The organism is Streptomyces cinereospinus (assembly GCF_042430725.1).
Lineage (GTDB): Bacteria > Actinomycetota > Actinomycetes > Streptomycetales > Streptomycetaceae > Streptomyces > Streptomyces cinereospinus.
In genome coordinates this window covers 27,922-49,408 of the sequence record NZ_JBHMCY010000044.1, presented here as the reverse complement: position 1 = coordinate 49,408, position 21,487 = coordinate 27,922, and the positions used below count along the sequence as shown (strand labels likewise).

Genomic DNA, 21,487 nt, shown 5'->3' with positions numbered 1-21,487 from the left:
CCGCACCGGCCGCGCAGCGTCCCGCGTCCCTCACTGCACGCCGAGGACCTGCTCGACCGGGTCGATCGCGAAGTACACCAGGAACAGCGCCGCGGTCCCCCACAGCAGCCAGTGCACCTCCTTCGCCTTGCCCAGCACCGTCTTGATGACGACGTAGGCGACGAAGCCCGCGCCGATGCCGTTGGTGATGGAGTACGTGAACGGCATCACGGCGATGGTGAGGAACGCCGGGACGGCGATGTCGTACCGGTCCCAGTCGATCTGCTTGACCTGGGTCATCATCAGGAACCCGACGGCGACCAGGGCGGGAGCGGCCGCCTGGAGCGGCACGATGGTGAGCAGCGGGGTGAGGAACAGGGCGAGGGCGAACAGGCCGCCGGTGACCAGGTTGGAGAAGCCGGTGCGCGCGCCCTCGCCGACGCCGGCCGCCGACTCGATGTAGGACGTGGCGGAGGACGCGGACGCGGCGCCGCCCGCGACGGCCGCCGCGCCGTCGACGAGCAGGACGCGGCCGAGGTTCGGTACCTTGCCGTCCTGGTCCAGCAGCCCCGCCTCGGTGCTGATGCCGACGACCGTGCCCATGGTGTCGAAGAAGTCGGACAGGATCAGGGTGAAGACCAGCAGCACCACGGTGATGACGCCGACGCCGGGCTCACCGAACGCGCCGAACAGGTCGAAGTCGCCGATCAGCCCGAAGTCGGGGGCGGCGACGACCCGGTCGGGCCAGGCGGGCGTGGTCAGGCCCCAGTTCTCGACGTCGGCGAGGGAGTTGACGACGATCGCGACGAGCGTCATGGCCACGATGCTGATCAGGATGGCGCCCCTGACCCGGCGGGCGAGCAGGGCGACGGTCAGCAGCACGCCCAGGCAGAAGACGAGCATCGGCCAGCCCGTGAGCGTGCCGGAGCCGCCCAGCTGCACCGGCACGGTGGTGTTCGCGGCGTCCGGGATCCGGCTGACGAAGCCGGCGTCGACGAAGCCGATGAAGGCGATGAACAGTCCGATGCCGACGCCGATCGCCTGCTTGAGGGCCTGCGGGATGGCGTGCATGACGGCCTCGCGCAGGCCGGTCACCACCAGGACGCAGATCAGCAGGCCCTCGACGACGATCAGGCCCATCGCGTCCTCCCAGCTCATCAGGGGAGCGATCTGGAAGGCGACGACGGCGTTGAGGCCCAGTCCGGCGGCGAGCGCGAGCGGCAGATTGCCGCCGACGCCCATGACGACGGTCATGACGGCGGCCACCAGGGCGGTGGCCGTGGTGAGTTGGGCGGGGTCGAGCCGCTCGCCGTACTTGTCCTCGGCGCCGCCCAGGATGATCGGGTTCAGCACGAGGATGTAGGCCATGGTGAAGAACGTGGCGAGGCCGCCGCGTATCTCCCGGCCGAAGGTGGATCCCCGCGCGGAGATCCGGAAGAACCGGTCGACGCCATTCGCCGCCGGGGGCGGGGCACTTGACCGGTCGGTCACCTTCTGCAAGTCGGACATGGCGGGTGCTCCCTGAGTCCTGATGATCGGTGCGCGGATGCTGGCTGGATTGTTCCCGCGTCGAACCGGTTTCAGGTGTTCCCCGTGTTACGGAATCGGGTTCGGCGTGTCATGCCGCGGCGTTCGGCCGCCGCACCGACCCATCGCTGACGCCGGCGCTTCCACGGCAGCGGCGAACGCGGCGGCACCGGCCGGGGCGAGGGCCAGGACCCGGTCTTCCGGCTCGCCGACGGCGCGGTCCTGGAGAACGCCGTCCTGGGCTCCGCCGACGGCATCCACTGCCGGGGCGGTTGCACCCTGCAGAACGTCTGGTGCTTCCGGCGGAGGAAGCCGGGATCGCCCTCTCGGGGCGGGTCTCACCGGCCGGGGCGCCACCCCGGGTCCCGGCCGCTCAGCCCGACCGCCCGGTCCAGCAGCGGCGCGTCCGGCGCGACGCCGACGACCGGGCCGAACAGGCCGCCGTCGCGGACCGGCTCGTCCGCGGCGGCGAGCAGGAGGGCGTACGCCGAGGACAGTGCGGCGGGGTCGGACGTGCAGGGCTGCCCGGTGGCGCGGGCCAGGTCCCAGGCGTGGATCACCAGCTCGTCCGCGGCGACCGCGCCCGCCGCGGCGCCGGACAGGTCCACGCCGCCGGCCCGGGTCGTGCCGGTCCAGGCGGCGGGGTCGCGCCAGGCTTCGGCGAGCTCGCCGAGCACGCGGGGCAGCTCCTCGCGCCAGCCGGGGCCGATGTCCGGCACGGCCGCGTCCGGGCTGGTGTCGGTGGTCGGGCCGAAGGCCTTGCGGCCGGCGTCCCGGAACGCGACGGACAGCCCCACGAGGTGCCCCAGCAGGTTGCGCACCGCCAGGTCCGGGCAGGGTGTCGGGCCCGCGAGCTGCTCGTCGGTCACCCCGGCGGCGAGGCGGGCGACGATCCTGGTCTGCGGGCCGAGGTCGAGGGGGGCCGGGTCGGTCATCGGTACTCCTCCGTAGACGGTCTCGTGAGAGGTGGACCGCCGACGGCACCGGAAGTCATCGACCCGCGGGCCCCTTGACGGACACGGCCGGGCTGCTTACCGTGTCCACGGATGTGAATGTCATGCACACATAGGACTGTTGGCCGATGGAGTCCCCCGCAAGGAGACCCGAGGATGCCCGCTCCCCGCACCGTCCTGCTCACCGGCGCCGCCGGCGGGCTCGGCACCCTGATGCGGGAGCTGCTCCCCGACCACGGCTACGACCTGCGCCTGTTCGACCTGCGCCCGGTCGAGGGCGCGCCGGACGCGATCGTCGCCGACCTCGCCGACAAGGAGGCGGTCCGCGAGGCCGTCCGGGGCGTCGACGCGATCGTCCACCTCGCGGGCATCTCCCTGGAAGCCCCCTTCGAGAAGATCCTGAAGGCCAACATCGAGGGCACCTACAACCTGTACGAGGCCGCCCGCGCGGAGGGCGTCCGGCGGACCGTGTTCGCCTCCTCCCACCACGCGGTGGGCTACACCCTCCGTCCCCAGGGCGACGACCCGCTCATACCCGTCGGCACCCCGCGCCGCCCGGACACCTTCTACGGCCTGTCCAAGTCCTTCGGCGAGGACCTGGCGCAGTTCTACCGGGACAAGTACGGCATGGAGACCGTCTCCGTGCGCATCGGCTCCTGCTTCCCGGAGCCGACCAGCGTGCGCATGCTCTCGGTGTGGCTGAGCCCCGCCGACGGCGCCCGCCTCTTCCACGCGGCGCTGACCGCCGAGGACGTCGGCCACACGGTGGTCTACGGCTCGTCCGCGAACACACGGCTGTGGTGGGACCTGTCCACCGCGCGGGCGCTCGGCTACGAGCCGCAGGACGACTCCGAGCCGTACGCCGCGCAGCTCGTCGCCGAGCAGGGCGAGCTCGACCCGGGCAACCCGGCGCACGCCCGCCTGGGCGGCCACTTCGTGACCGACCCGCCGATCTGGCCGTACTGACGAGATTCCGACCACAACAGAGCCGGTCGGGCACCGAACGGGCCCGTCCGCCCCCGCACTCGGGCACGGCTCACCATCACCGTCCCGCACCCCCCTCAACGGCGCGGAAACCCGCGTGACCAGCCACGACGCACCCGCGGACAGTGCGCGACCGCTCCCCGCACACCGGGGCGGACCCGCGACCGAACGGGCACACCCGGGCACTATCGCTTGCCTGACAGACCTGGTCACCGCCCCGTACCCGCTGTAGAACTTTCCCCCACAGGGCCCGAACGGGCAGTGCGGCGAGAAGGCGGGTGACAGGGATGAGCCGAACCGCGGAAGAGCGGCAGCGCGAGATCGTGCGCGCGGCCCGCGCCAGCGGGTCCGTCGACGTCACCGCGCTCGCCGCCCGGCTCGGCGTCGCCAAGGAGACCGTACGGCGGGACCTGCGCGCCCTGGAGGACCACGGGCTGGTCCGCCGCACCCACGGCGGCGCCTACCCGGTGGAGAGCGCCGGCTTCGAGACCACCCTCGCCTTCCGCGCCACCCGTCACGTACCCGAGAAGCGCCGGATCGCGGCCGCCGCGGCCGAGCTGCTCGGGGACGCCGAGACGGTCTTCGTCGACGAGGGCTTCACCCCGCAGCTCATCGCCGAGGCGCTGCCCAGGGACCGGCCGCTGACCGTGGTCACCGCGTCCCTGCCGGTCGCCGGCGCGCTCGCGGAGGCGGAGGGCTGCTCGGTGCTGCTGCTCGGCGGCCGGGTCCGCCCGGGCACGCTGGCCACCGTCGACCACTGGACGACGAAGATGCTCGCCGGCTTCGTGGTCGACCTCGCCTTCATCGGCGCCAACGGCATCTCCCGGGAACACGGCCTGACCACCCCCGACCCCGCGGTCGGCGAGGTCAAGGCGCAGGCGGTGCGGGCCGCGCGGCGCACGGTCCTCGCGGGCGCGCACAGCAAGTTCGGGGCGGTCAGCTTCTGCCGGTTCGCCGACGTCGGCGCGGTGGAGGCGATCGTCACGAGCACCCTGCTGCCCGCCGCCGAGGCGCACCGCTACTCCCTGCTCGGCCCCCAGGTCATCCGCGTCTGACCGCACCCACACCCCCTCTTCTCGGGCGCCCCCACGCCCGGCGGTATCCCCTATTTCACCAATTGTTCAGGAGCGACCCATGCGAACCCAGAGCCGACGGAGGCCGCGAGCCACACTCGCCGCGGCCGCCGCAGGGACGCTGCTCGCCCCGCTGCTCGCCGGCTGCTGGGTCGGGGCGGGCGGGGCCGGATCGGGCGGCGACTCGATCAACGTTCTGATGGTCAACAACCCCCAGATGGTCGAGCTGCAGAAGCTCACCGCCTCCCACTTCACCAAGGAGACCGGCATCAAGGTGAACTTCACCGTGCTGCCGGAGAACGACGTCCGCGACAAGATCAGCCAGGACTTCGCCAACCAGGCCGGCCAGTACGACGTCGCCACCCTGTCCAACTACGAGATACCGATCTACGCCCGCAACGGCTGGCTGAAGGAGATGGACCCCTACGTCGCCCGCGACCCGGCCTACGACGAGCAGGACGTGCTGAAGCCGATGCGCCAGTCCCTGACCGGCGACGACGGCAAGCTGTACGGCCAGCCCTTCTACGGCGAGTCGTCCTTCCTGATGTACCGCAAGGACGTGTTCCAGAAGGAAGGCCTGACGATGCCCGCGCGCCCCACCTGGACCCAGGTGGCGGACCTCGCCGCCCGGGTCGACGGCGCGGAGCCCGGCATGAAGGGCATCTGCCTGCGCGGCCTGCCCGGCTGGGGCGAGGTCATGGCGCCCCTGACGACGGTGGTGAACACCTTCGGCGGCACCTGGTTCGACCAGGACTGGAAGGCCCGGCTCGACTCCCCCGAGTGGGAGAAGGCGACGAATTTCTACGTCGACCTGGTCCGCGAGCACGGCGAGTCCGGTGCCGCCCAGTCCGGTTTCGCCGAGTGCCTCAACAACATGACCCAGGGCAAGGTCGCCATGTGGTACGACGCCACCTCCGCGGCCGGCTTGCTGGAGGCCGCCGACTCCCCCGTCTCGGGCAAGGTCGGCTACGCCCCCGCGCCGGTCGAGCGGACCGAGTCGTCCGGCTGGCTCTACACCTGGGCCTGGGGCATCCAGAACGCCTCCCGCAACGCCGACAAGGCCTGGCAGTTCGTCTCCTGGGCGTCCGGCAAGGAGTACGAGCGGCTGGTCGGCGAGGAGATCGGCTGGTCGAACATCCCGGCGGGCAAGCGGGCGTCGACCTACACCAGCCCCGAGTACCGCGCCGAGGCCGCCGCCTTCCAGGAGATGACGAAGGAGGCCATCGAGGGCGCCCGGCCGAACGACCCCGGCGTGCAGCCGCGCCCCGCGCCCGGCATCCAGTTCGTCGGCATCCCCGAGTTCACCGACCTCGGCACCCAGGTCTCCCAGGAGATCAGCGCGGCCATCGCCGGACGCCAGTCCGTCGAGCAGGCCCTGAAGAAGTCCCAGCAGCTCGCCGAGCGCATCTCCGAGGAGTACGAGGGACGATGACCGCCACCACCACGGCCCCCGTGGCCGCCCCGTCCGTGCACCCGGGCCCGGCCCGGCAATCGGCCCGGCTGCGCGCCTGGGCCACCCGGGCGCCCCTGCTGCCCGCCCTGATCTTCATGGTCGTCGTGACCCAGCTGCCGTTCGTGGCCACGCTGGTGATCTCCTTCTTCGACTGGAACGCCCTCTATCCCGACGCCCGCCGCTTCACCGGCGTCGACAACTACCGCCAGGTCCTCACCGACGCCGACCTGCGCGACTCGGTGTGGACGACGGTCCTGCTGACCGTGACCGTCGTCCTGGTCAGCCTGCTCCTCGGCCTGCTGCTGGCGCTGCTGCTGGACCGCCGGTTCAAGGGCCGCGGCGTGGTCCGCACCCTGCTGATCGCGCCGTTCCTGGTCGTCCCGGTGGCGGCGGCACTGCTCTGGAAGCATGTGCTCTACAACCCTGAATACGGCCTGCTCAACGGGTTGCTGCACTATGTGGGCGGGCCCCAGCCGGACTGGATCTCCTCCACCCCGCTGCTCGCGGTCGAGGCGTCCCTGGTCTGGCAGTGGACCCCGTTCATGATGCTGATCATCCTGGCCGGGCTGCAGAGCCGTGACCCGGAGCAGATCGAGGCCGCCCGGGTGGACGGCGCGAGCGGCTGGCAGATCTTCCGCCACCTCACGCTCCCGCACCTGCGCCGCTACCTGGAGCTCGGCGCCCTGCTCGGCTCGATCTACATCGTCCAGAACTTCGACGCGGTCTTCACCCTCACGTCCGGCGGCCTCGGCACCGCCAACCTGCCCTACACCGTCTACCAGAGCTTCTACCAGGCCCACGAGAACGGCCTCGCCTCGGCCGCCGGCGTCCTGGTGGTCATCGGTTCCATCGTCATCGCGACCTTCGCCCTGCGCGTGGTGTCGTCCCTGTTCCGTGAGGAGGTGAGCCGCGGATGAGCGGTACCGCCGTACGCGTCCGCCGAGTTCCCCGCAAGGGCGCCGGCCTGGGCCTGCTGGCCTGGCTGGCCGGCATCGTCTTCTTCCTGCCCGTCGCGTGGATGGCGCTGACGTCCTTCCACTCCGAGCAGGACGCGGCGACCAACCCGCCGTCCTTCGGGGCCGCGCTCACCCTCGACGGCTACCGCGAGTTCTTCGGTGCCGGCGGCGGGGCCAGCCCCTGGCCGTCCCTGATCAACTCGACGGTGGCGTCGGTGACCTCGACGCTGCTGGTCCTGCTGCTGGCGCTGCCGGCGGCGTACGCGCTGTCGATCCGGCGGGTGCGCAAGTGGACGGACGTGCTGTTCTTCTTCCTCTCCACGAAGATGCTGCCGGTGGTGGCGGGCCTGCTGCCGATCTACCTGTTCGCCAGGAACGCCGGGCTGCTGGACAACATCTGGCTGCTGGTCGTCCTCTACACCTCCATGAACCTGCCGATCGCGGTGTGGATGATGCAGTCGTTCCTGGCCGAGATCCCGGTGGCGGTGATCGAGGCGGCCCGCGTGGACGGCGCCCGCCTGCCCACCGTCCTGGCCCGGGTGATCGCCCCGATGGCCCTGCCCGGCATCGCCGCCACCGCGCTGATCTGCTTCATCTTCAGCTGGAACGAGCTGCTGTTCGCCCGGGTCCTGACGGGCGTGGTCGCCGAGACCGCCCCCGTCTTCCTGACCGGCTTCATCACCAGCCAGGGCCTGTTCCTGGCCAAGGTGTGCGCCGCGTCGCTCGTCATCTCCCTGCCGGTGCTCGCCGCGGGGTTCGCCGCCCAGGACAAGCTGGTCCAGGGCCTGTCGTTGGGAGCCGTGAAATGAAGGCCGCCGTCATCGAGTCCGTGGGCAGGGCCGTCGTCGCCGAGGTCCCGGACCCGACGCCGGGCCCGCGCGAGGTGGTCGTGGAGGTCGCCGCGTGCGGCCTGTGCGGCACCGACCTGCACATCCTCCAGGGCGAGTTCGCGCCGAAGCTGCCGATCGTCCCCGGGCACGAGTTCGCCGGCGCGGTGGTCGCCGTCGGCACGCAGGTCACCGAGGTGGCGCCCGGCGACCGGGTGGCGGTCGACCCGTCGCTGTACTGCCACGAGTGCCGCTACTGCCGTACCGGCCACAACAACCTGTGCGAACGGTGGGCCGCGATCGGCGTGACGACGGCGGGCGGCGCCGCCGAGTACGCGGTGGCGCCGGTGGCGAACTGCGTGAAGCTGCCCGAGCACGTCCGCACCCAGGACGCCGCGCTGATCGAGCCGCTGTCCTGCGCGGTCCGCGGCTACGACGTACTGCGCTCCCGGCTGGGCGCCCACGTCCTGGTCTACGGCTCGGGCACGATGGGCCTGATGATGCTGGAACTGGCCAAGCGGACGGGCGCGGCGAGCGTGGACGTGGTGGACGTCAACCCGGCGCGGCTGGAGACCGCCCGGCGGCTGGGCGTGTCGGCCGCCGCGGCGCACGCCGACGAGCTGGACCGCCCGCAGGGCTGGGACGTGGTGGTGGACGCGACCGGGAACGCGGCGGCCATCCAGGACGGCCTGGACCGGGTGGCCAAGGCCGGTACGTTCCTCCAGTTCGGCGTGGCGGACTACGCGACGCGGGTGACCATCGACCCGTACCGCATCTACAACCAGGAGATCACCATCACCGGCTCGATGGCGGTGCTGCACAGCTTCGAACGGGCGGCGGAGCTGTTCGCCAACGGCGTGCTGGACCCCGAGGTCTTCATCAGCGACCGCCTGCCGCTGAGCGACTACCCGCAGGCGCTGGAGCAGTTCGCGTCGGGGGTGGGCCGGAAGATCGTGGTGGTGCCGTAGGGAACCCGGACGGCCCGGGGGCGGGACGCCCCCGGGCCGTCCGGGCCGGGCCGCCGGTGACCCGATCGGCCGCACGGTAAGGGAACGGTAAAGCGGCCCCGGTCGTTCTCGGGGCATGACAGCTATGACCCCCGGCTCGAACATCCCTCTGTCCGCCGCCCGCGTGACGGTGGACGTCGCCGCACCGGTGCGGCTCGACGTATCGGGCCTGCTGCTCACCGCCGACGGCAAGGTGCGCTCCGACGACGACTTCATCTTCTACAACCAGCCCAGTGGCCCGGGCGTGACGTACCGCTCCGGCGGCGGCACCGCCCCGGACGCCATCACGGTCGACACCACCGCCCTCCCCCCGGGCATCGAGAAGATCGTCGTCACCGCCAGCCCGGACGCCCCGGGCCAGACCTTCCAGGGCATCGAACCGACGGCCACCCTCCGCAACGCCGACGACAACGGCGTCCTGGCCACGTTCACGCCCCCGCAGCTCGGCACCGAGACGGCACTGGTGGTCGTCGAGATCTACCTGCGCAACGGCGCCTGGAAGGCCCGCGCGGTCGGCCAGGGCTACGCCGACGGCCTGGCCGGCATCGCCACGGACTTCGGTGTGAGCGTGGAGGAGCCGGCCGCCCCGGCCCAGCCGGTCACCCCGCCCCCGGCGCCCGCGCGGCCCCCGGTGGCGCCGCCCGCCCCGGCCACGGACCCGCGCCTCACCGCTCCCCCGGCACCCGCCGCGCCCCCGGCCGCCCCGCCGGCCCCGGCCGCCGCCCCCGGCGCCGGGAAGATCAACCTCGACAAGGGCCGCGTCAGCCTCCAGAAGAACCAGACCGTCTCGCTGGTCAAGGGCGGCCGCCCGCTGCTCTCCCAGGTCAAGATGGGCCTCGGCTGGGAGCCGGCCTACCGCGGCCGGGACATCGACCTGGACGCCTCCGTCATCGCCTACGGTCCGCAGCGCAACCACATCGACAGCTGCTACTTCGGCAAGCTCCAGATCGTGGGCGGCGCCATCCGCCACTCCGGCGACAACCTCACCGGCGAGGGCGGCGGCGACGACGAGGTGATCACCGTCGACCTCGGCCGGCTGCCGCAGGAGGTCACCGGCCTGGTCTTCACGGTCAACTCCTTCTCCGGGCAGAAGTTCACCGAGGTCGCCAAGGCCTACTGCCGGCTGATGGACGCCGCCAGCGGCGAGGAGCTCGTCCGCTTCGACCTCACCAACGCCGAGGCGCAGACCGGCGTGCTGATGGCCAAGCTGATCCGCCAGTTCTCCGGCGAGTGGGAGATGACGGCCATGGGCGACTTCGTCAAGGCGCGCACGGTGCGCAACATGGTGAAGCCGGCGGCGCAGGCCCTGTGAGGGCCGGCAGACCGCCCCGCGCGACGGTCACGCGGGCACCGGCGGCGCCACGAGGACGGCGGCGGGTGCCCCGGCCGGGGAAGCCCCCGCCGCCCCGCCCCACGGGCTCTCCGCCGGCTCGCGGCAGATTGGCACGCGTTCCCTCAGGGGGCCGCGCGCAGGCCGTCCGTCAGCAGTGACAGGTAACGCCGGACGTCCGTCCCTGCCCCGCTCGCAAGTTCCGACGCCGTCGCCACCCCGTGCGTCAGCCGCAGCACCTCGATCGGCTCGACGTCGCCCCGCAGGGACCCCTCCGCCTGCGCCGCCCGCACCAGCCGCTCCGCGGCGCCCGTCAGGCGGCTCCCGCAGGCGGTGGCGACGGCCGAGCCGTCGTCGGTGACGGCCGACCCGAGCAGTGACTTCAGGCCGCGGACCCGGGTCAGGCCCAGGGCCAGCTCGTTGAGCCACTCCACCAGCGCCTCACCCGGCGGCAGCTCCCGGGCGATCGCGTCGGCGCGCTGCGCCAGCGCCTCGATCCGGTCGAGGTAGGCGGCCTCCAGCAGGGCCCGGCGCGTGGGGAAGTGACGGTACAGCGTGCCCGACCCGACCCCCGCCCGCTTGGCGATGTCGTCGAGCGACGCGCCCTCCCCGTGCTCGGCGAAGGCCTCCACCGCCGCCCTCAGCAACCGCTCGTAGTTGCGCCGGGCATCCGCACGCATGGGCCTGGCCTGCGTCATCCAGCAACTCCTCGCCTACCGGAGACTCTCCCCGCATGTTACGTCGCCCCGACCCGGCGACGCCTTCCTCCGGACGGCGCCGGGGACCGGCCCGGCACTGCCTGTCACCCCTCCCCGCCGGCTGCCGCCCACGGCCGGCCGGCGTCGCGCGCCGCCTCCGGCAGCGGCACCCTCCGGAACGCCGCGTCCGACAGCCCGCCGAACGTGTGCCGGTTGCCCGTCCCGGACGGCCCGTGGCCCGCCCGGTACCCGGCGAGGTTCCAGGTGCAGACCGGCCCTGTGCCGGGACCTGCCCGGTCGGGTCGCCGTGGCGGCTGTGGGCGTACTGCTCGTCGGTGACGATCAGCACCCGGTCGTGCTCGCGGTAGTGCCGGCGCACCGCCCCGGTGGTGTCGGTGCCGCCCAGGTCGCCGAACGTCTCCAGCACCCTGAGCACCGACTCCCCCGTGCGGAACGGCACCGGGTCGCCGCTGGACCGACGACGGGATGCGAACCCGCAGCCGTCCGGTCCGGAAGACGTGACCGTCGCCTGCGCACCGGGCGGGCACCCACCACGAGCTGCGCCTCCCGGGATCGAGCCGGCGGCGGCATCGGATTCCTCTGGCAGGAGAAGCAGCCGCCGCCATCGCACCGGGAGGTGCGTGACGTCGTGTTCTCACCGCGGGAGACGCAGCGCGGGACCGGCGAGTGAACGGGTCAGCGCTTCTGCCGCTTCCAGGGACCGGTGATGGCGAGCATGACGCCCGGCTCCTGGATGTTGGCGTAGAGGGTCCTGCCGTCGGGCGAGAAGGTGACGCCGGTGAACTCGCTGAACTCGGGCTCCTCAGCGGTGCCGATGTTCAGTTCGTTGCGGGCGATGGGGTAGGTGCGGCCGCTGTCGGTGGCGCCGAACAGGTGCTGCACGCCGTCGCCGTCCTCGGCGATGAGCAGGCCGCCGTACGGAGAGACCGTGATGTTGTCCGGGCCGTCGAAGGCGCCGTCCGCGGCGGGGTCCGGGTTGACGCCCAGCAGCACCTTCAGGGTGAGGGTGCGGCGCTTGGGGTCGTAGAACCAGACCTGCCCGTCGTGCTGGACGGGGCTCTCCTCACGGGCGTACGAGGAGACGATGTACGCGCCGCCGTCGCCCCACCACATGCCCTCCAGCTTGCGGGCGCGGGTGACCTGGCCGGGCCCGAACTGCTCGCGCACCGGGACGGACCGGGCGTCGCGGTCCGGGACGTCGACCCAGTCGACGCCGTAGACGGTGCCGATCCTGGTGGCGCGGGAGAGGTCGTCGACGAAGTGGCCGCCGGAGTTGAAGCACCTGGGCGCCTGGAGGACTCCGGCGTCGTCGGCGAGGGCGCGGAACCTCCCGGGGCCGTACGCGAAGCCCTGGGGCGGGGTCCAGCGGTAGAACAGGCCGTTGGGCTCGTCGGCGTCCTCGGTGAGGTAGGCGTGGCCGCGCCTGGGGTCGATGACGACGGCCTCGTGGTCGTACCGGCCGAAGAACGTGAGCGGCTTGGGGTCGCGGTTGGCGCGCCGGTCGCGGGGGTCGACCTCGAAGACGTAGCCGTGGTCCTTGGTCATGCCGTTCTCGCCGGCCCGGTCGGAGTTCTCCTCGCAGGTCAGCCAGGTGCCCCACGGGGTGGAGCCGCCGGCGCAGTTGTTGGCGGTGCCGGCGATGCCCACCCACTCGGCGACCTGGCCGTCGGGGCGCACCTCGACCACCGTGCAACCGCCGGGGGCGGCGGGGTCGTAGACCAGGCCCTCGGTGAGCGGGACCGGGTGGTCGTAGTCGGAGCGGGGACCGTCCATCTCGTGGTTGTTGACCAGCAGGGTGGTGCCGCGCGGGCCGGGGAAGGCCGCGGTGCCGTCGTGGTCGGCGGGGGTGAACTCGCCCGTCTCCAGCCTGGTCCGGCCGGCGTAGGTGAGGATCTTGTACGAGAAGCCGGCGGGCAGCGCGAGGATGCCGTCCGGGTCGGGCAGGAGCGGGCCGTATCCGACGCCGCCGTGCCCGGCCGCGGACTCCTCGCCCGTGGTCTCCGTCTCGGCGGACGCGAGGGCGCCGGGGGCGCTGGCGAGCGCGCCGACGGTGCCCGCCAGTGCCACGGCACCGGCACCGGTGATCGCGGTGGTCCTGGCGAAGTCCCTGCGGGTGAGCGACATGCTGTCTCCTGTGACGGGGGATACCGTGGAGGGCGGCGGACCTCGGTCGGCGCAACGGTGTCGCCCGGCCGTGAACGCCGCTTGAACACCGGGCGACACCGCAGGGCCCGCTTCCATGAATCCGTACGCCCCTCCCGGCGCTGCCGCCCCCGGCCCCGGACGGCGCGTCAGCCTCCCTGCTGGGACCGGGCCTTGAAGGCCGCCTTCCGGGCCTCCTTGGCGATCCTCTTGTCCGGGTGGATCCGCCCCATCGCCTCCAGCACGTCCGCGGTGGCCGGGTGGTCGACCCGCCAGGCCGCCGCGAAGAAGCCGCTGTGCTGCTCGGCGAGCCCCTCCACCAGGGCGCTCAGCTCCTCGGAGTTGCCCTCGGCGGCCAGCTGCGCGGCCAGGGTGTCCACGGTGAGCCAGAAGACCATCGCCTCGGACGGGACGGGCACGTCCGGGCGGCCGTGCTCGGTCAGCCAGACCCGGGCGAGCCCGCCCAGCTCCGGGTCGCCGAGGACCTCCCGCAGGGCGGGTTCGGCGTCGGCGCCGACCAGGGACAGGGCCTGCTGGCAGCGGAGCCGGCGCAGCGGGGCACCGGGGTCGGCGCCCCGGGCGGCGGCGAGCAGCTCCCGGGCGGCGGCGAGGGGTTCCCGGCGGGCCAGCCACTGCTCGGTCTCGGCCTGCGCGGCCCGGGGACCGAAGCCGGCCGTCCCGTCGAGCAGCGCGTCGGCGCCCTTGTCGGCCAGCTCGCCCACGGCGGGCGCCGCGAAGCCGGCCTCCAGCAGCCGCGCCCGCAGCCCGTACAGGCCGAGCGGGGTGAGCCGGACCATGCCGTACCGGGAGACGTCGGTGTCGTCGGCGGCCGCGGGTTCCCCCGCGCCCTCCACGCCCTCCGCGTCCTCCGCGTCCTCCTGGGCCTCCGTCAGCAGCGCCTCGTCGACCGGCCGGTACTCCACCAGCCCCGTCGGCTCCAGCACCCGGAACTGCTCGTCCAGCCGCACCATCGCGTCGGACACCTGCTCCAGCACGTCGTTGGTGGGCTCGGCCATGTCGCTCGGCACGAGCACCGACGCGGCCAGCGCGGGCAGCGGCACCGGCGCCCGGCCGGGGCCCTCCTCGCTGATGGTGAGCAGGTAGAGGTTGCCGAGCACACCGTCGAGGAACGCGGACTCCGCCGCAAGGTCCCGGCCCAGTGCCGCGTGGTCGATCCGGCCGTCGCCGTCCACCGCGCCGGCCAGGTCGTCCGGCTCGGGCACGCTCGCGTCGGCGAGCACCGTCTCCAGCACGCCCAGCCAGACGCCGAGCACGTCCTGCGGGGAGCCGGTGAGGTGCGCCAGCTCCTCACCCGCCGCGACCGTGCCGGCCGCCTGGTCGACGACCTCGACCAGCCCGGTGTCCACGGCCACCCGCCAGGCCTCGCTCACCAGCGCCGCCGCGTCGTCCCCGCGCAGCCCGAGCGCCTCGGCCGCCGCGGGCACCTGCTCGTCGGCCAGCAGGCCCCCGGCGTCCACGCGGGTGCCGGGTCCGGCCCAGCGGGCGAGCCGGGCGGCCCGGGACAGCAACGGCGTGGACAGCGCGTCGCGCGCCAGCTCCGCTTCGGAGGTCAGCCGCACCGGCGGCAGGGGGGAGCTGTCTGACATCGGGAGGATCTCCTAGGGCGCCTTGAGGGCCGTACCGTCTGCACGCCGTACGACCCCGGAAGTCGTCGTACGACACAGCCGCTCAGCCTAGACGGGTTTCACCCCATGCCGCCCGGTTCATCTCTCCGACGGGTGCCGTACATGGCCGAAACCTTGACAAGTGCCCTGAGGACACAGGAAATTGACGCGCGTAGAAGCCGGGGGGACAGGTGTTCACTCGTTCATGGTTTCTACGCGCGTCGTCACTGATCGCTGTTCCACCCTCGTCCCGGCGCTCACGTACGTCCCCGGAGGGATCCCGTTGCCGAGCAAGTCTTCCGCGCGCCTCGCCGCGCTCACCGTCGCCGCCGTCTGTTCCACGGCGTCCACCGTCGTCATCGCCTCGCCCGCGCACGCGGAAACGGTGCGCATCCATGACATCCAGGGCAGTACGCGGATGTCCCCGTACGCCGGCCGGCAGGTCACCGACGTGACCGGAATCGTCACCGGCGTGCGCGCCTACGGTTCGTCGCGCGGCTTCTGGATCCAGGACCCGGCCGCCGACGCCGACCCGGCCACCAGCGAGGGCGTCTTCGTCTTCACCAGCTCCACCCCGAGGGTCGCCGTGGGCGACGCGGTCACCGTCTCCGGCACGGTCACCGAGTACGTCCCGGGCGGCACCTCCTCCGGCAACCAGGCGCTCACCGAGATCACCCGGCCCACGGTCACCGTGGTGTCCAGCGGCAACCCGGTGCCCGCCGCCACCGTCATCGACGCGCGGTCCGTGCCGGACGCCTACACCCCGGCCGGGGACCCCGCGGCCAACGGCTCCGTCAACGGCCTGACGCTCCAGCCGCGCACGTACGCCCTGGACTACTACGAGTCCCTGGAGGGCATGAACGTCCAGGTCGCCGACGCCCGCGTGGTCGGCGCCACCGACCCGTACACCGAGCTGTGGGTGACGGTGAAGCCGCACGAGAACACCAGCGTCCATGGCGGCGCGGTCTACGGCTCCTACGCCGCGCAGAACACCGGCCGGCTGCAGATCCAGTCCCTCGGCGCGGTCGCCGACTTCCCGGACGCGCACGTCGGCGACACGCTCGCCGGCACCACCACCGGCCCGCTGGACTACAACCAGTTCGGCGGCTACACGCTGGTCGCGAGCGAGCTCGGCGCCCTGGCGCAGGGCGGCCTGGAGCGCGAGACGACCCGCAGGCAGGGGCGCGGCGAGCTGGCGGTGGCGACGTACAACGTCGAGAACCTCGACCCGTCCGACGCCACGTTCGAGGAGCACGCCGCCGCGATCGTGCGCAACCTCCAGTCGCCGGACATCGTGTCCCTGGAGGAGATCCAGGACAACAACGGCGCGCAGAACGACGGCACGGTCGCCGCCGACCGGACGCTGACCAAGCTGATCGACGCGATCGTCGCCGTGGGCGGCCCGGCGTACGAGTGGCGGGCGGTCGACCCGGTGAACAACGCCGACGGCGGCGAGCCGGGCGGCAACATCCGCCAGGCGTTCCTGTTCAACCCGGAGCGGGTGTCCTTCACCGACCGCGCGGGCGGCGACGCGACGACCGCGGTGGGCGTGACCAAGGAGCGCGGCAGGGCGGCGCTGACGGTCTCCCCCGGCCGGATCGACCCGGCGAGCACGGCGTGGGCGAACAGCCGCAAGCCGCTGGCCGGCGAGTTCGTCTTCCGCGGCAGGACGGTCTTCGTGATCGCCAACCACTTCACCTCCAAGGGCGGCGACCAGGGTCTCACCTCGCAGTACCAGCCGCCGGCCCGCAGCTCGGAGACCCAGCGCCACCTCCAGGCGACGGCGGTCAACGCGTTCGTGAAGCAGATCCTCGACACCCAGAAGAACGCGGACGTCGTCACGCTCGGCGACATCAACGACTTCGAGTTCTCCGACACGGTGAAGATCCTCGAAGCCGACGGCGCGCTGTGGTCGGCGATCAAGTCGCTGCCCCGCAGCGAGCGTTACTCGTACGTCTACCAGGGCAACAGCCAGACCCTGGACCAGATCCTGATCAGCCCGTCGATCCGGCGCGACTGCGACTTCGAGTACGACAGCGTGCACATCAACGCGGAGTTCCACGACCAGATCAGCGACCACGACCCGCAGGTGCTGCGGTTCCGTCCGTAACCGGACGGGAGCACGCGGAAGGCCGGCCGGTGTCCACCGGCCGGCCTTCCGGCTCGTAGGGACGTGGGACGTCGGCCGTCTACCGCCCGCCGTGCCGCCCGCGCAGCAGCATCGCCGCGACCAGCACCGCGCCGGCCGCCGCCCCGGCGACCACCAGCGGCCGCGGGTTGCGCAGCCCGGCCTGGACGACCGTGCGCACCGGCTGCGGCACGCCGTCGCGCTCGACGATCTCGCCGGCCTGGGCGGCCTTGCCCTGCACCGCGTGGGAAGCCTTCGCGGCCGTGCCCTGCACCGCGTGCGTCGCCTCGGCCGCCTTGCCCTGCACGACGTGGCCCGCCTTCGCCGCCTTGCCCTGCACGACGTGCCCGGCCTGGACGGCGGAGCTGCGCAGCTGGACGGTCATGGCGCCGGCCCTGTCCTTCAGGTCGGCGGCGCGTGCCCGGGCCCGGCCCTTGACGTCCGCCTTGGCGGCCAGTTCCTCCACCGTGTCGCCGAGCCGGCTCCGGGTCTGCTCTATCTGTCGGCGCAGCTCGTCCGGCCCCTTGGCGCCGGTCCCCTGCGTCGTCCCGTCTGTCATCGATGTGCCCTTTCCCTGATCTCCTCGACATCGGCCCTGACGCTGCCGAGGGTCGCCTCGGGCGTGGGGGGTGCTGCGCGGCGCAGCTGGGCGCGGCCGGTCGCGGCCAGAATCCCGGCGATCACGAAGAGCACGCCGGTGACGATCAGCGCCGCGGCCCAGACGGGCAGCGTCAGCGAGAGTGCGGCGGTGGCCGTGGCGGCGAGGGCGAGCAGCCCGGCGTAGGCGACGGCGCCCGCCGCGCCGAGGAGTCCGCCGCCTCGACCCGCGCGCCGGCCCTTCTCGGCCAGTTCCTCCTTGGCCAGAGCCACTTCCTGCCGTACGAGCTGGGAGAGTTGTTCGCTCGCCCGGCCGACGAGTTCGCCCACCGAGTGGTGGTCCTCGCGGACGGGCTTGGCGTCCGGGATCCCGGTCACGGTATTCCGCCTCCTCTCGGTTCGGAACACCCGGGTACCCGCGCCCGCCTCGGCTATCCCTGTCCGCGTGCGCCGGGCGGCGTCCGGCGCCGCCCGCCCGCTCCGCCGCAGTATGTGCAGAACTGCTTACGGATACGTCGTAGGAGATTTAAGTAGATCTGTATGATCGACGGGCCGACACTACTGCCATGACGACCACGCCCTCCCCCGTTCCGCCCTTCGGCCGCACTCTCTGCGCGATGATCACCCCCTTCACCGAGGCGGGCGCGCTCGACCTGGACGGCGCGCAGCGGCTCGCCGACCGGCTCGTCTCGCACGGCTGCGACGGGCTGGTGCTCAACGGCACGACGGGCGAGTCGCCGACCACCTCCGACGCCGAGAAGGCGGCGCTGGTCCGGGCGGTCCGCGAGGCGGTCGGGGAGCGCGCGGCGGTGGTCACCGGCGTCGGCACCGCCGACACCCGCCACACGGTCGAGCTCGCCCGGCAGGCCGGGCGGGCGGGCGCGGACGGCGCCCTGGTCGTCACCCCCGCCTACAGCCGGCCCCCGCAGGACGCCGTGGAAGCGCACTTCCGACAGGTGGCCGACGCCTCCGGCCTGCCGCTCGTGCTGTACGACATCCCGGCCCGCACCGGCACCCGCATCGAACCGGAGACCCTGCTCCGGCTCGCCGGCCATCCCCGCGTCGTGGCCGTCAAGGACTGCTCCCACGACTTCCTCGCCGCCCAGAAGGTGCTGGCCCGCACGGACCTGGCGTACTACGCGGGCTGCGACGAGCACAACCTCGCCCTGTACGCGGTGGGCGCGGCGGGCTGTATCAGCACGGTGGCGAACGTGCTCCCCCGTCACGTCCGTTCCGTGCTCGACGCCTTCGACGCGGGCGACACCGCCGGCGCGGCCCGCCGCCAGCACCGGGCCGTGCCGCTCATCGAGGCGATGATGTGCGCCGGTCTGCCCGGCACGGTCACCGCGAAGGCGCTGCTGGCCGCGCGGGGCCTGCCGTCGGGCCCGGTCCGCCCGCCCCTGCGCCCCGCGGGCCGCGCGGCGGCGGCCCGGCTGCTGGCGGCGTACGAGGAGGCGGCGGCCTGCGACCCGGTCCCCGGGTGAGGACCGGCGGCCCGCGCGAAGGCCGCGGCAGGAGGAGCCGGCGCCCGCGACGACGCGGGCCCGGGGCACCACCGCCCGCCGTGGCTCCACGGTCCGTGCGCGGTGGGGCCCCGGGCCCCGGTGCTCGCGGCGCGCCGGATCAGCTCGCGCCGTTCTCCGTCGTCCGCTCGTCGCCGACCAGCCGGAAGTGTTCCAGCACGTCCTCCAGCGGGTCGTCGACCTGGCCGACGTTGACCAGGCCGATCCGCGGGCCGTTGTGCGAGGCCGTGTTGGTCTCGTCGGCGTGCGCGACGCCCGCCGGCAGCCAGCACACCGTCGCCACGGCGGTCGCACCGGCCAGTCGACGCGCCACGCTCCTCGCCCGCTCGTTCGTCATTGCTCAGTCCTCGTCTCACCGCTGCGGCATCCGACCGGACACGGGGTGTCCACCGCATTCATCTGCCGGGGGCCGCCCGAGGACACGGAGGGTAATCCGTTCAAGTGATCGTCGTGAGCGACGGCGGACGTCAGTTGTGGCTGTGCAGTACGTCGTTCAGGCCGCCCCAGTCCGCGTTGTTCGGGCGGGCCTCGACGGTGCCGGTGACGGAGTTGCGGCGGAAGAGGATGTTGGAGGCGCCGGACAGCTCACGGGCCTTGACGATCTGGCCGTCGGGCATGGTGACGCGGGTGCCGGCGGTGAGGTAGAGGCCCGCCTCGACCACGCAGTCGTCACCGAGCGCGATGCCGATACCGGCCTCCGCGCCGACCAGCGAGCGCTCACCGATGGCGACCCGCTCCTTGCCGCCCCCGGACAGGGTGCCCATGGTGGAGGCACCGCCGCCGATGTCGGAGCCGTCGCCGACGACGACGCCCTGCGAGATGCGGCCCTCGACCATCGAGCTGCCGAGGGTGCCGGCGTTGAAGTTGACGAAGCCCTCGTGCATGACCGTGGTCCCGGCGGCGAGGTGGGCGCCGAGGCGGACCCGGTCGGCGTCGGCGATGCGCACCCCGGCGGGGGCGACGTAGTCGGTCATCCGCGGGAACTTGTCGACCCCGAAGACGCTCAGGTGCAGGCCGCGGGCGCGGGCGGCGAGGCGCACGGTCTCCAGGGTGTCGACGGCGACCGGGCCGAGGGAGGTCCAGGCGACGTTGGCGAGCAGGCCGAAGACGCCGTCGAGGTTCGCCTCGTTCGGCTGGACCAGGCGGTGCGAGAGCAGGTGCAGGCGCAGGTAGGCGTCGTGGGTGTCGAGCGGCTTGTCCTCGACGGAGGAGATGACCGTGCGGACCGCCACGACCTCCACGCCGCGCACCTCGTCCTTGCCGACGGCGGCGACGCCGTGCTCACCGAGCAGCTCGGCGGTGCGCGCCTCGTCGAGGCGCTCGGTACCGGCCGGTCCGGGCTCGGCGGCCAGCTCGGGCGCCGGGAACCAGGTGTCGAGAACAGTGCCGTCAGCGGCGATCGTGGCAAGGCCGGCGGCCACGGCGCCGGTGGTAAGAGGAGCAGTCGTGTCGGTCATGAGGGCAACCTAACCGGCGGGGGGCCGCCGATGCGAACCAGCGCGCGAACGTCTCAGGTGCCGGGCGGCGCGCCAGGGCGCGGCACCCGCCCCGGCACCTCCCGCAGCCACGCCCCGTCGTACGCCCGGCCCGTCAGCAGCACGTGCGGGCGGATGCCGTCCATCGTGGCCATCAGCGGGCGCCGCCCACGTCGAGCACCACGGGCCGGCGACGATCAGCGCGATCCCGGCGGCCTTGGCGACGGTCATGCCGTCGCCGAGGGGGAGCATGCCGGTCACCGCGATCGCCGCGGTGCCGGCGCCGGACCGGACGGCACAGGTGGCTTCCGCGGTGCGGCCGGCGTCCGGACACGGCAGTGGCCCCCGGCGGGGTGCCGGAGGCCACTGCCGTGTCCGGACGAGCGGTCAGACGTTGAAACCGAGCGCTCGCAGCTGGTCCCGCCCGTCGTCCGTGATCTTGTCCGGACCCCACGGCGGCATCCAGACCCAGTTGATGCGCAACTCGTTGACCAGGCCGTCCGTGGCGGACTTGGCCTGGTCCTCGATCACGTCGGTGAGCGGGCAGGCCGCCGACGTCAGGGTCATGTCGACGGTCGCGATGTTGGCGTCGTCGATGTGGATGCCGTAGATCAGGCCGAGGTTGACGACGTCGATGCCCAGTTCGGGGTCGACGACGTCCATCAGGGCCTCGCGGAGCTCCTCCTCCGAGGCCGGTTTCATCTCCACGGTCTCGCTCATGCCGTCTTCCTTTCGGCGTCGGCGTCGGCACCCAGCGCCTGGGCCGTCGCGTCCTTCCACGCCATCCAGCTCAGGAGGGCGCACTTGACCCGGGCGGGGTACTTGGAGACACCCGCGAACGCGACCGCGTCCTCCAGGACGTCCTCCATCGCGTCGTCCGGTTCGACCTTCCCCTTGGACTGCATCAGCTCCAGGAAGGTCTCCTGGATGCGCTGCGCGTCGGCCAGTTCCTTGCCGACGAGGAGGTCGTTCAGCACGGAGGCCGAGGCCTGGCTGATCGAGCAGCCCTGGCCCTCGTAGGAGACGTCGCTGATGGTCGTGCCGTCGTACTTCACCCGCAGGGTGATCTCGTCGCCGCAGGTCGGGTTCACATGGTGCACCTCGGCGTCGCCATCCCGCAGACCACGCCCGTGAGGGTTCTTGTAGTGGTCCAGGATGACCTCCTGGTACATGGAATCCAGTTTCACCG

General features: G+C 72.9%; 20 protein-coding genes and 2 pseudogenes. 10 read left to right on the top strand and 12 right to left on the bottom strand.

Translation table 11 applies throughout. The annotated features are described in order from the left end of the window. Positions 1-30: 30 nt before the first annotated feature. Positions 31-1,488, bottom strand: coding sequence for an NCS2 family permease (locus ACFF45_RS22230; protein ID WP_381348188.1), 1,458 nt, complete (start codon positions 1,486-1,488; stop codon positions 31-33). Positions 1,489-1,665: 177 nt separating this feature from the next. Here ACFF45_RS22230 and ACFF45_RS22225 point away from each other — a divergent pair. After that, positions 1,666-1,788: pseudogene (locus tag ACFF45_RS22225) on the top strand (pectate lyase); the annotation flags it as partial. A 56-nt stretch (positions 1,789-1,844) separates the two neighbouring features. Here the strand turns inward: ACFF45_RS22225 and ACFF45_RS22220 are convergent. Next, entirely contained in the window at positions 1,845-2,441 is a 597-nt protein-coding gene (locus tag ACFF45_RS22220) for a TIGR03086 family metal-binding protein (protein ID WP_381348187.1), read from the bottom strand. A gap of 174 nt (positions 2,442-2,615) precedes the next feature. On the opposite strand from ACFF45_RS22220, the gene ACFF45_RS22215 reads away from it, so the two are divergent. The 7 genes from ACFF45_RS22215 to ACFF45_RS22185 all read left to right on the top strand — a co-directional run bounded on the left by ACFF45_RS22215 (position 2,616) and on the right by ACFF45_RS22185 (position 10,071). After that, complete coding sequence (locus ACFF45_RS22215) at positions 2,616-3,425, top strand: NAD-dependent epimerase/dehydratase family protein (RefSeq protein ID WP_381348186.1); 810 nt, start codon at positions 2,616-2,618, stop codon at positions 3,423-3,425. A gap of 305 nt (positions 3,426-3,730) precedes the next feature. Then, positions 3,731-4,498 (top strand): DeoR/GlpR family DNA-binding transcription regulator, encoded by a 768-nt coding sequence (locus ACFF45_RS22210; protein ID WP_381348185.1) that lies wholly within the window; start codon positions 3,731-3,733, stop codon positions 4,496-4,498. 79 nt (positions 4,499-4,577) lie between these two features. After that, positions 4,578-5,948, top strand: a complete 1,371-nt coding sequence (locus ACFF45_RS22205) for an ABC transporter substrate-binding protein (protein WP_381348184.1) — start codon at positions 4,578-4,580, stop codon at positions 5,946-5,948. After that, entirely contained in the window at positions 5,945-6,886 is a 942-nt protein-coding gene (locus ACFF45_RS22200; RefSeq protein ID WP_381348183.1) for a carbohydrate ABC transporter permease, read from the top strand. The genes ACFF45_RS22205 and ACFF45_RS22200 overlap by 4 nt, the downstream gene beginning before the upstream one ends. Beyond that, positions 6,883-7,734 carry a carbohydrate ABC transporter permease gene (locus ACFF45_RS22195; protein WP_381348182.1) on the top strand — a complete coding sequence of 284 codons (852 nt, stop codon included), beginning with the start codon at positions 6,883-6,885 and terminating at the stop codon, positions 7,732-7,734. The genes ACFF45_RS22200 and ACFF45_RS22195 overlap by 4 nt, the downstream gene beginning before the upstream one ends. Further along, entirely contained in the window at positions 7,731-8,720 is a 990-nt protein-coding gene (locus tag ACFF45_RS22190; protein WP_381348181.1) for a zinc-dependent alcohol dehydrogenase family protein, read from the top strand. The genes ACFF45_RS22195 and ACFF45_RS22190 overlap by 4 nt, the downstream gene beginning before the upstream one ends. A 124-nt stretch (positions 8,721-8,844) precedes the next feature. Further along, positions 8,845-10,071, top strand: coding sequence for a TerD family protein (locus ACFF45_RS22185; protein WP_381348200.1), 1,227 nt, complete (start codon positions 8,845-8,847; stop codon positions 10,069-10,071). A 143-nt stretch (positions 10,072-10,214) separates the two neighbouring features. On the opposite strand, the gene ACFF45_RS22180 is transcribed toward ACFF45_RS22185, so the two are convergent. The 4 genes and pseudogenes from ACFF45_RS22180 to ACFF45_RS22165 form a co-directional block, all read right to left on the bottom strand. Beyond that, positions 10,215-10,787 (bottom strand): TetR/AcrR family transcriptional regulator, encoded by a 573-nt coding sequence (locus ACFF45_RS22180; protein ID WP_381348180.1) that lies wholly within the window; start codon positions 10,785-10,787, stop codon positions 10,215-10,217. A 104-nt stretch (positions 10,788-10,891) separates the two neighbouring features. Further along, positions 10,892-11,259: pseudogene (locus ACFF45_RS22175) on the bottom strand (TROVE domain-containing protein); the annotation flags it as partial. 224 nt (positions 11,260-11,483) lie between these two features. Then, complete coding sequence (locus tag ACFF45_RS22170; protein WP_381348179.1) at positions 11,484-12,932, bottom strand: alkaline phosphatase PhoX; 1,449 nt, start codon at positions 12,930-12,932, stop codon at positions 11,484-11,486. Between the two features lie 167 nt (positions 12,933-13,099). After that, positions 13,100-14,557 (bottom strand): hypothetical protein, encoded by a 1,458-nt coding sequence (locus ACFF45_RS22165; RefSeq protein WP_381348178.1) that lies wholly within the window; start codon positions 14,555-14,557, stop codon positions 13,100-13,102. A gap of 301 nt (positions 14,558-14,858) precedes the next feature. On the opposite strand from ACFF45_RS22165, the gene ACFF45_RS22160 reads away from it, so the two are divergent. Then, entirely contained in the window at positions 14,859-16,685 is a 1,827-nt protein-coding gene (locus ACFF45_RS22160; protein ID WP_381348177.1) for a DUF8508 domain-containing protein, read from the top strand. A 79-nt stretch (positions 16,686-16,764) separates the two neighbouring features. On the opposite strand, the gene ACFF45_RS22155 is transcribed toward ACFF45_RS22160, so the two are convergent. Beyond that, on the bottom strand, positions 16,765-17,262 hold the full coding sequence (locus ACFF45_RS22155; protein ID WP_381348176.1) for a DUF3618 domain-containing protein: 498 nt from the start codon (positions 17,260-17,262) through the stop codon (positions 16,765-16,767). Beyond that, positions 17,259-17,678, bottom strand: a complete 420-nt coding sequence (locus ACFF45_RS22150) for a phage holin family protein (protein ID WP_381348175.1) — start codon at positions 17,676-17,678, stop codon at positions 17,259-17,261. The genes ACFF45_RS22155 and ACFF45_RS22150 overlap by 4 nt, the downstream gene beginning before the upstream one ends. A 188-nt stretch (positions 17,679-17,866) precedes the next feature. On the opposite strand from ACFF45_RS22150, the gene dapA reads away from it, so the two are divergent. Beyond that, positions 17,867-18,784, top strand: coding sequence for a 4-hydroxy-tetrahydrodipicolinate synthase (gene dapA / locus ACFF45_RS22145; protein WP_381348174.1), 918 nt, complete (start codon positions 17,867-17,869; stop codon positions 18,782-18,784). Positions 18,785-18,923: 139 nt separating this feature from the next. On the opposite strand, the gene ACFF45_RS22140 is transcribed toward dapA, so the two are convergent. The 4 genes from ACFF45_RS22140 to sufU all read right to left on the bottom strand — a co-directional run bounded on the left by ACFF45_RS22140 (position 18,924) and on the right by sufU (position 21,485). After that, positions 18,924-19,160 (bottom strand): hypothetical protein, encoded by a 237-nt coding sequence (locus ACFF45_RS22140; protein WP_381348173.1) that lies wholly within the window; start codon positions 19,158-19,160, stop codon positions 18,924-18,926. Positions 19,161-19,290: 130 nt separating this feature from the next. Further along, positions 19,291-20,280: a 2,3,4,5-tetrahydropyridine-2,6-dicarboxylate N-succinyltransferase gene (dapD, locus tag ACFF45_RS22135; protein ID WP_381348172.1), complete on the bottom strand. Its 990-nt coding sequence runs from the start codon at positions 20,278-20,280 to the stop codon at positions 19,291-19,293. A 405-nt stretch (positions 20,281-20,685) separates the two neighbouring features. After that, on the bottom strand, positions 20,686-21,018 hold the full coding sequence (locus tag ACFF45_RS22130) for a metal-sulfur cluster assembly factor (protein ID WP_381348171.1): 333 nt from the start codon (positions 21,016-21,018) through the stop codon (positions 20,686-20,688). Then, the gene (sufU, locus tag ACFF45_RS22125) at positions 21,015-21,485 is read right to left on the bottom strand and encodes a Fe-S cluster assembly sulfur transfer protein SufU (protein WP_381348170.1); all 471 of its coding nucleotides are present in this window, start codon (positions 21,483-21,485) and stop codon (positions 21,015-21,017) included. The genes ACFF45_RS22130 and sufU overlap by 4 nt, the downstream gene beginning before the upstream one ends. Positions 21,486-21,487: the final 2 nt, after the last annotated feature.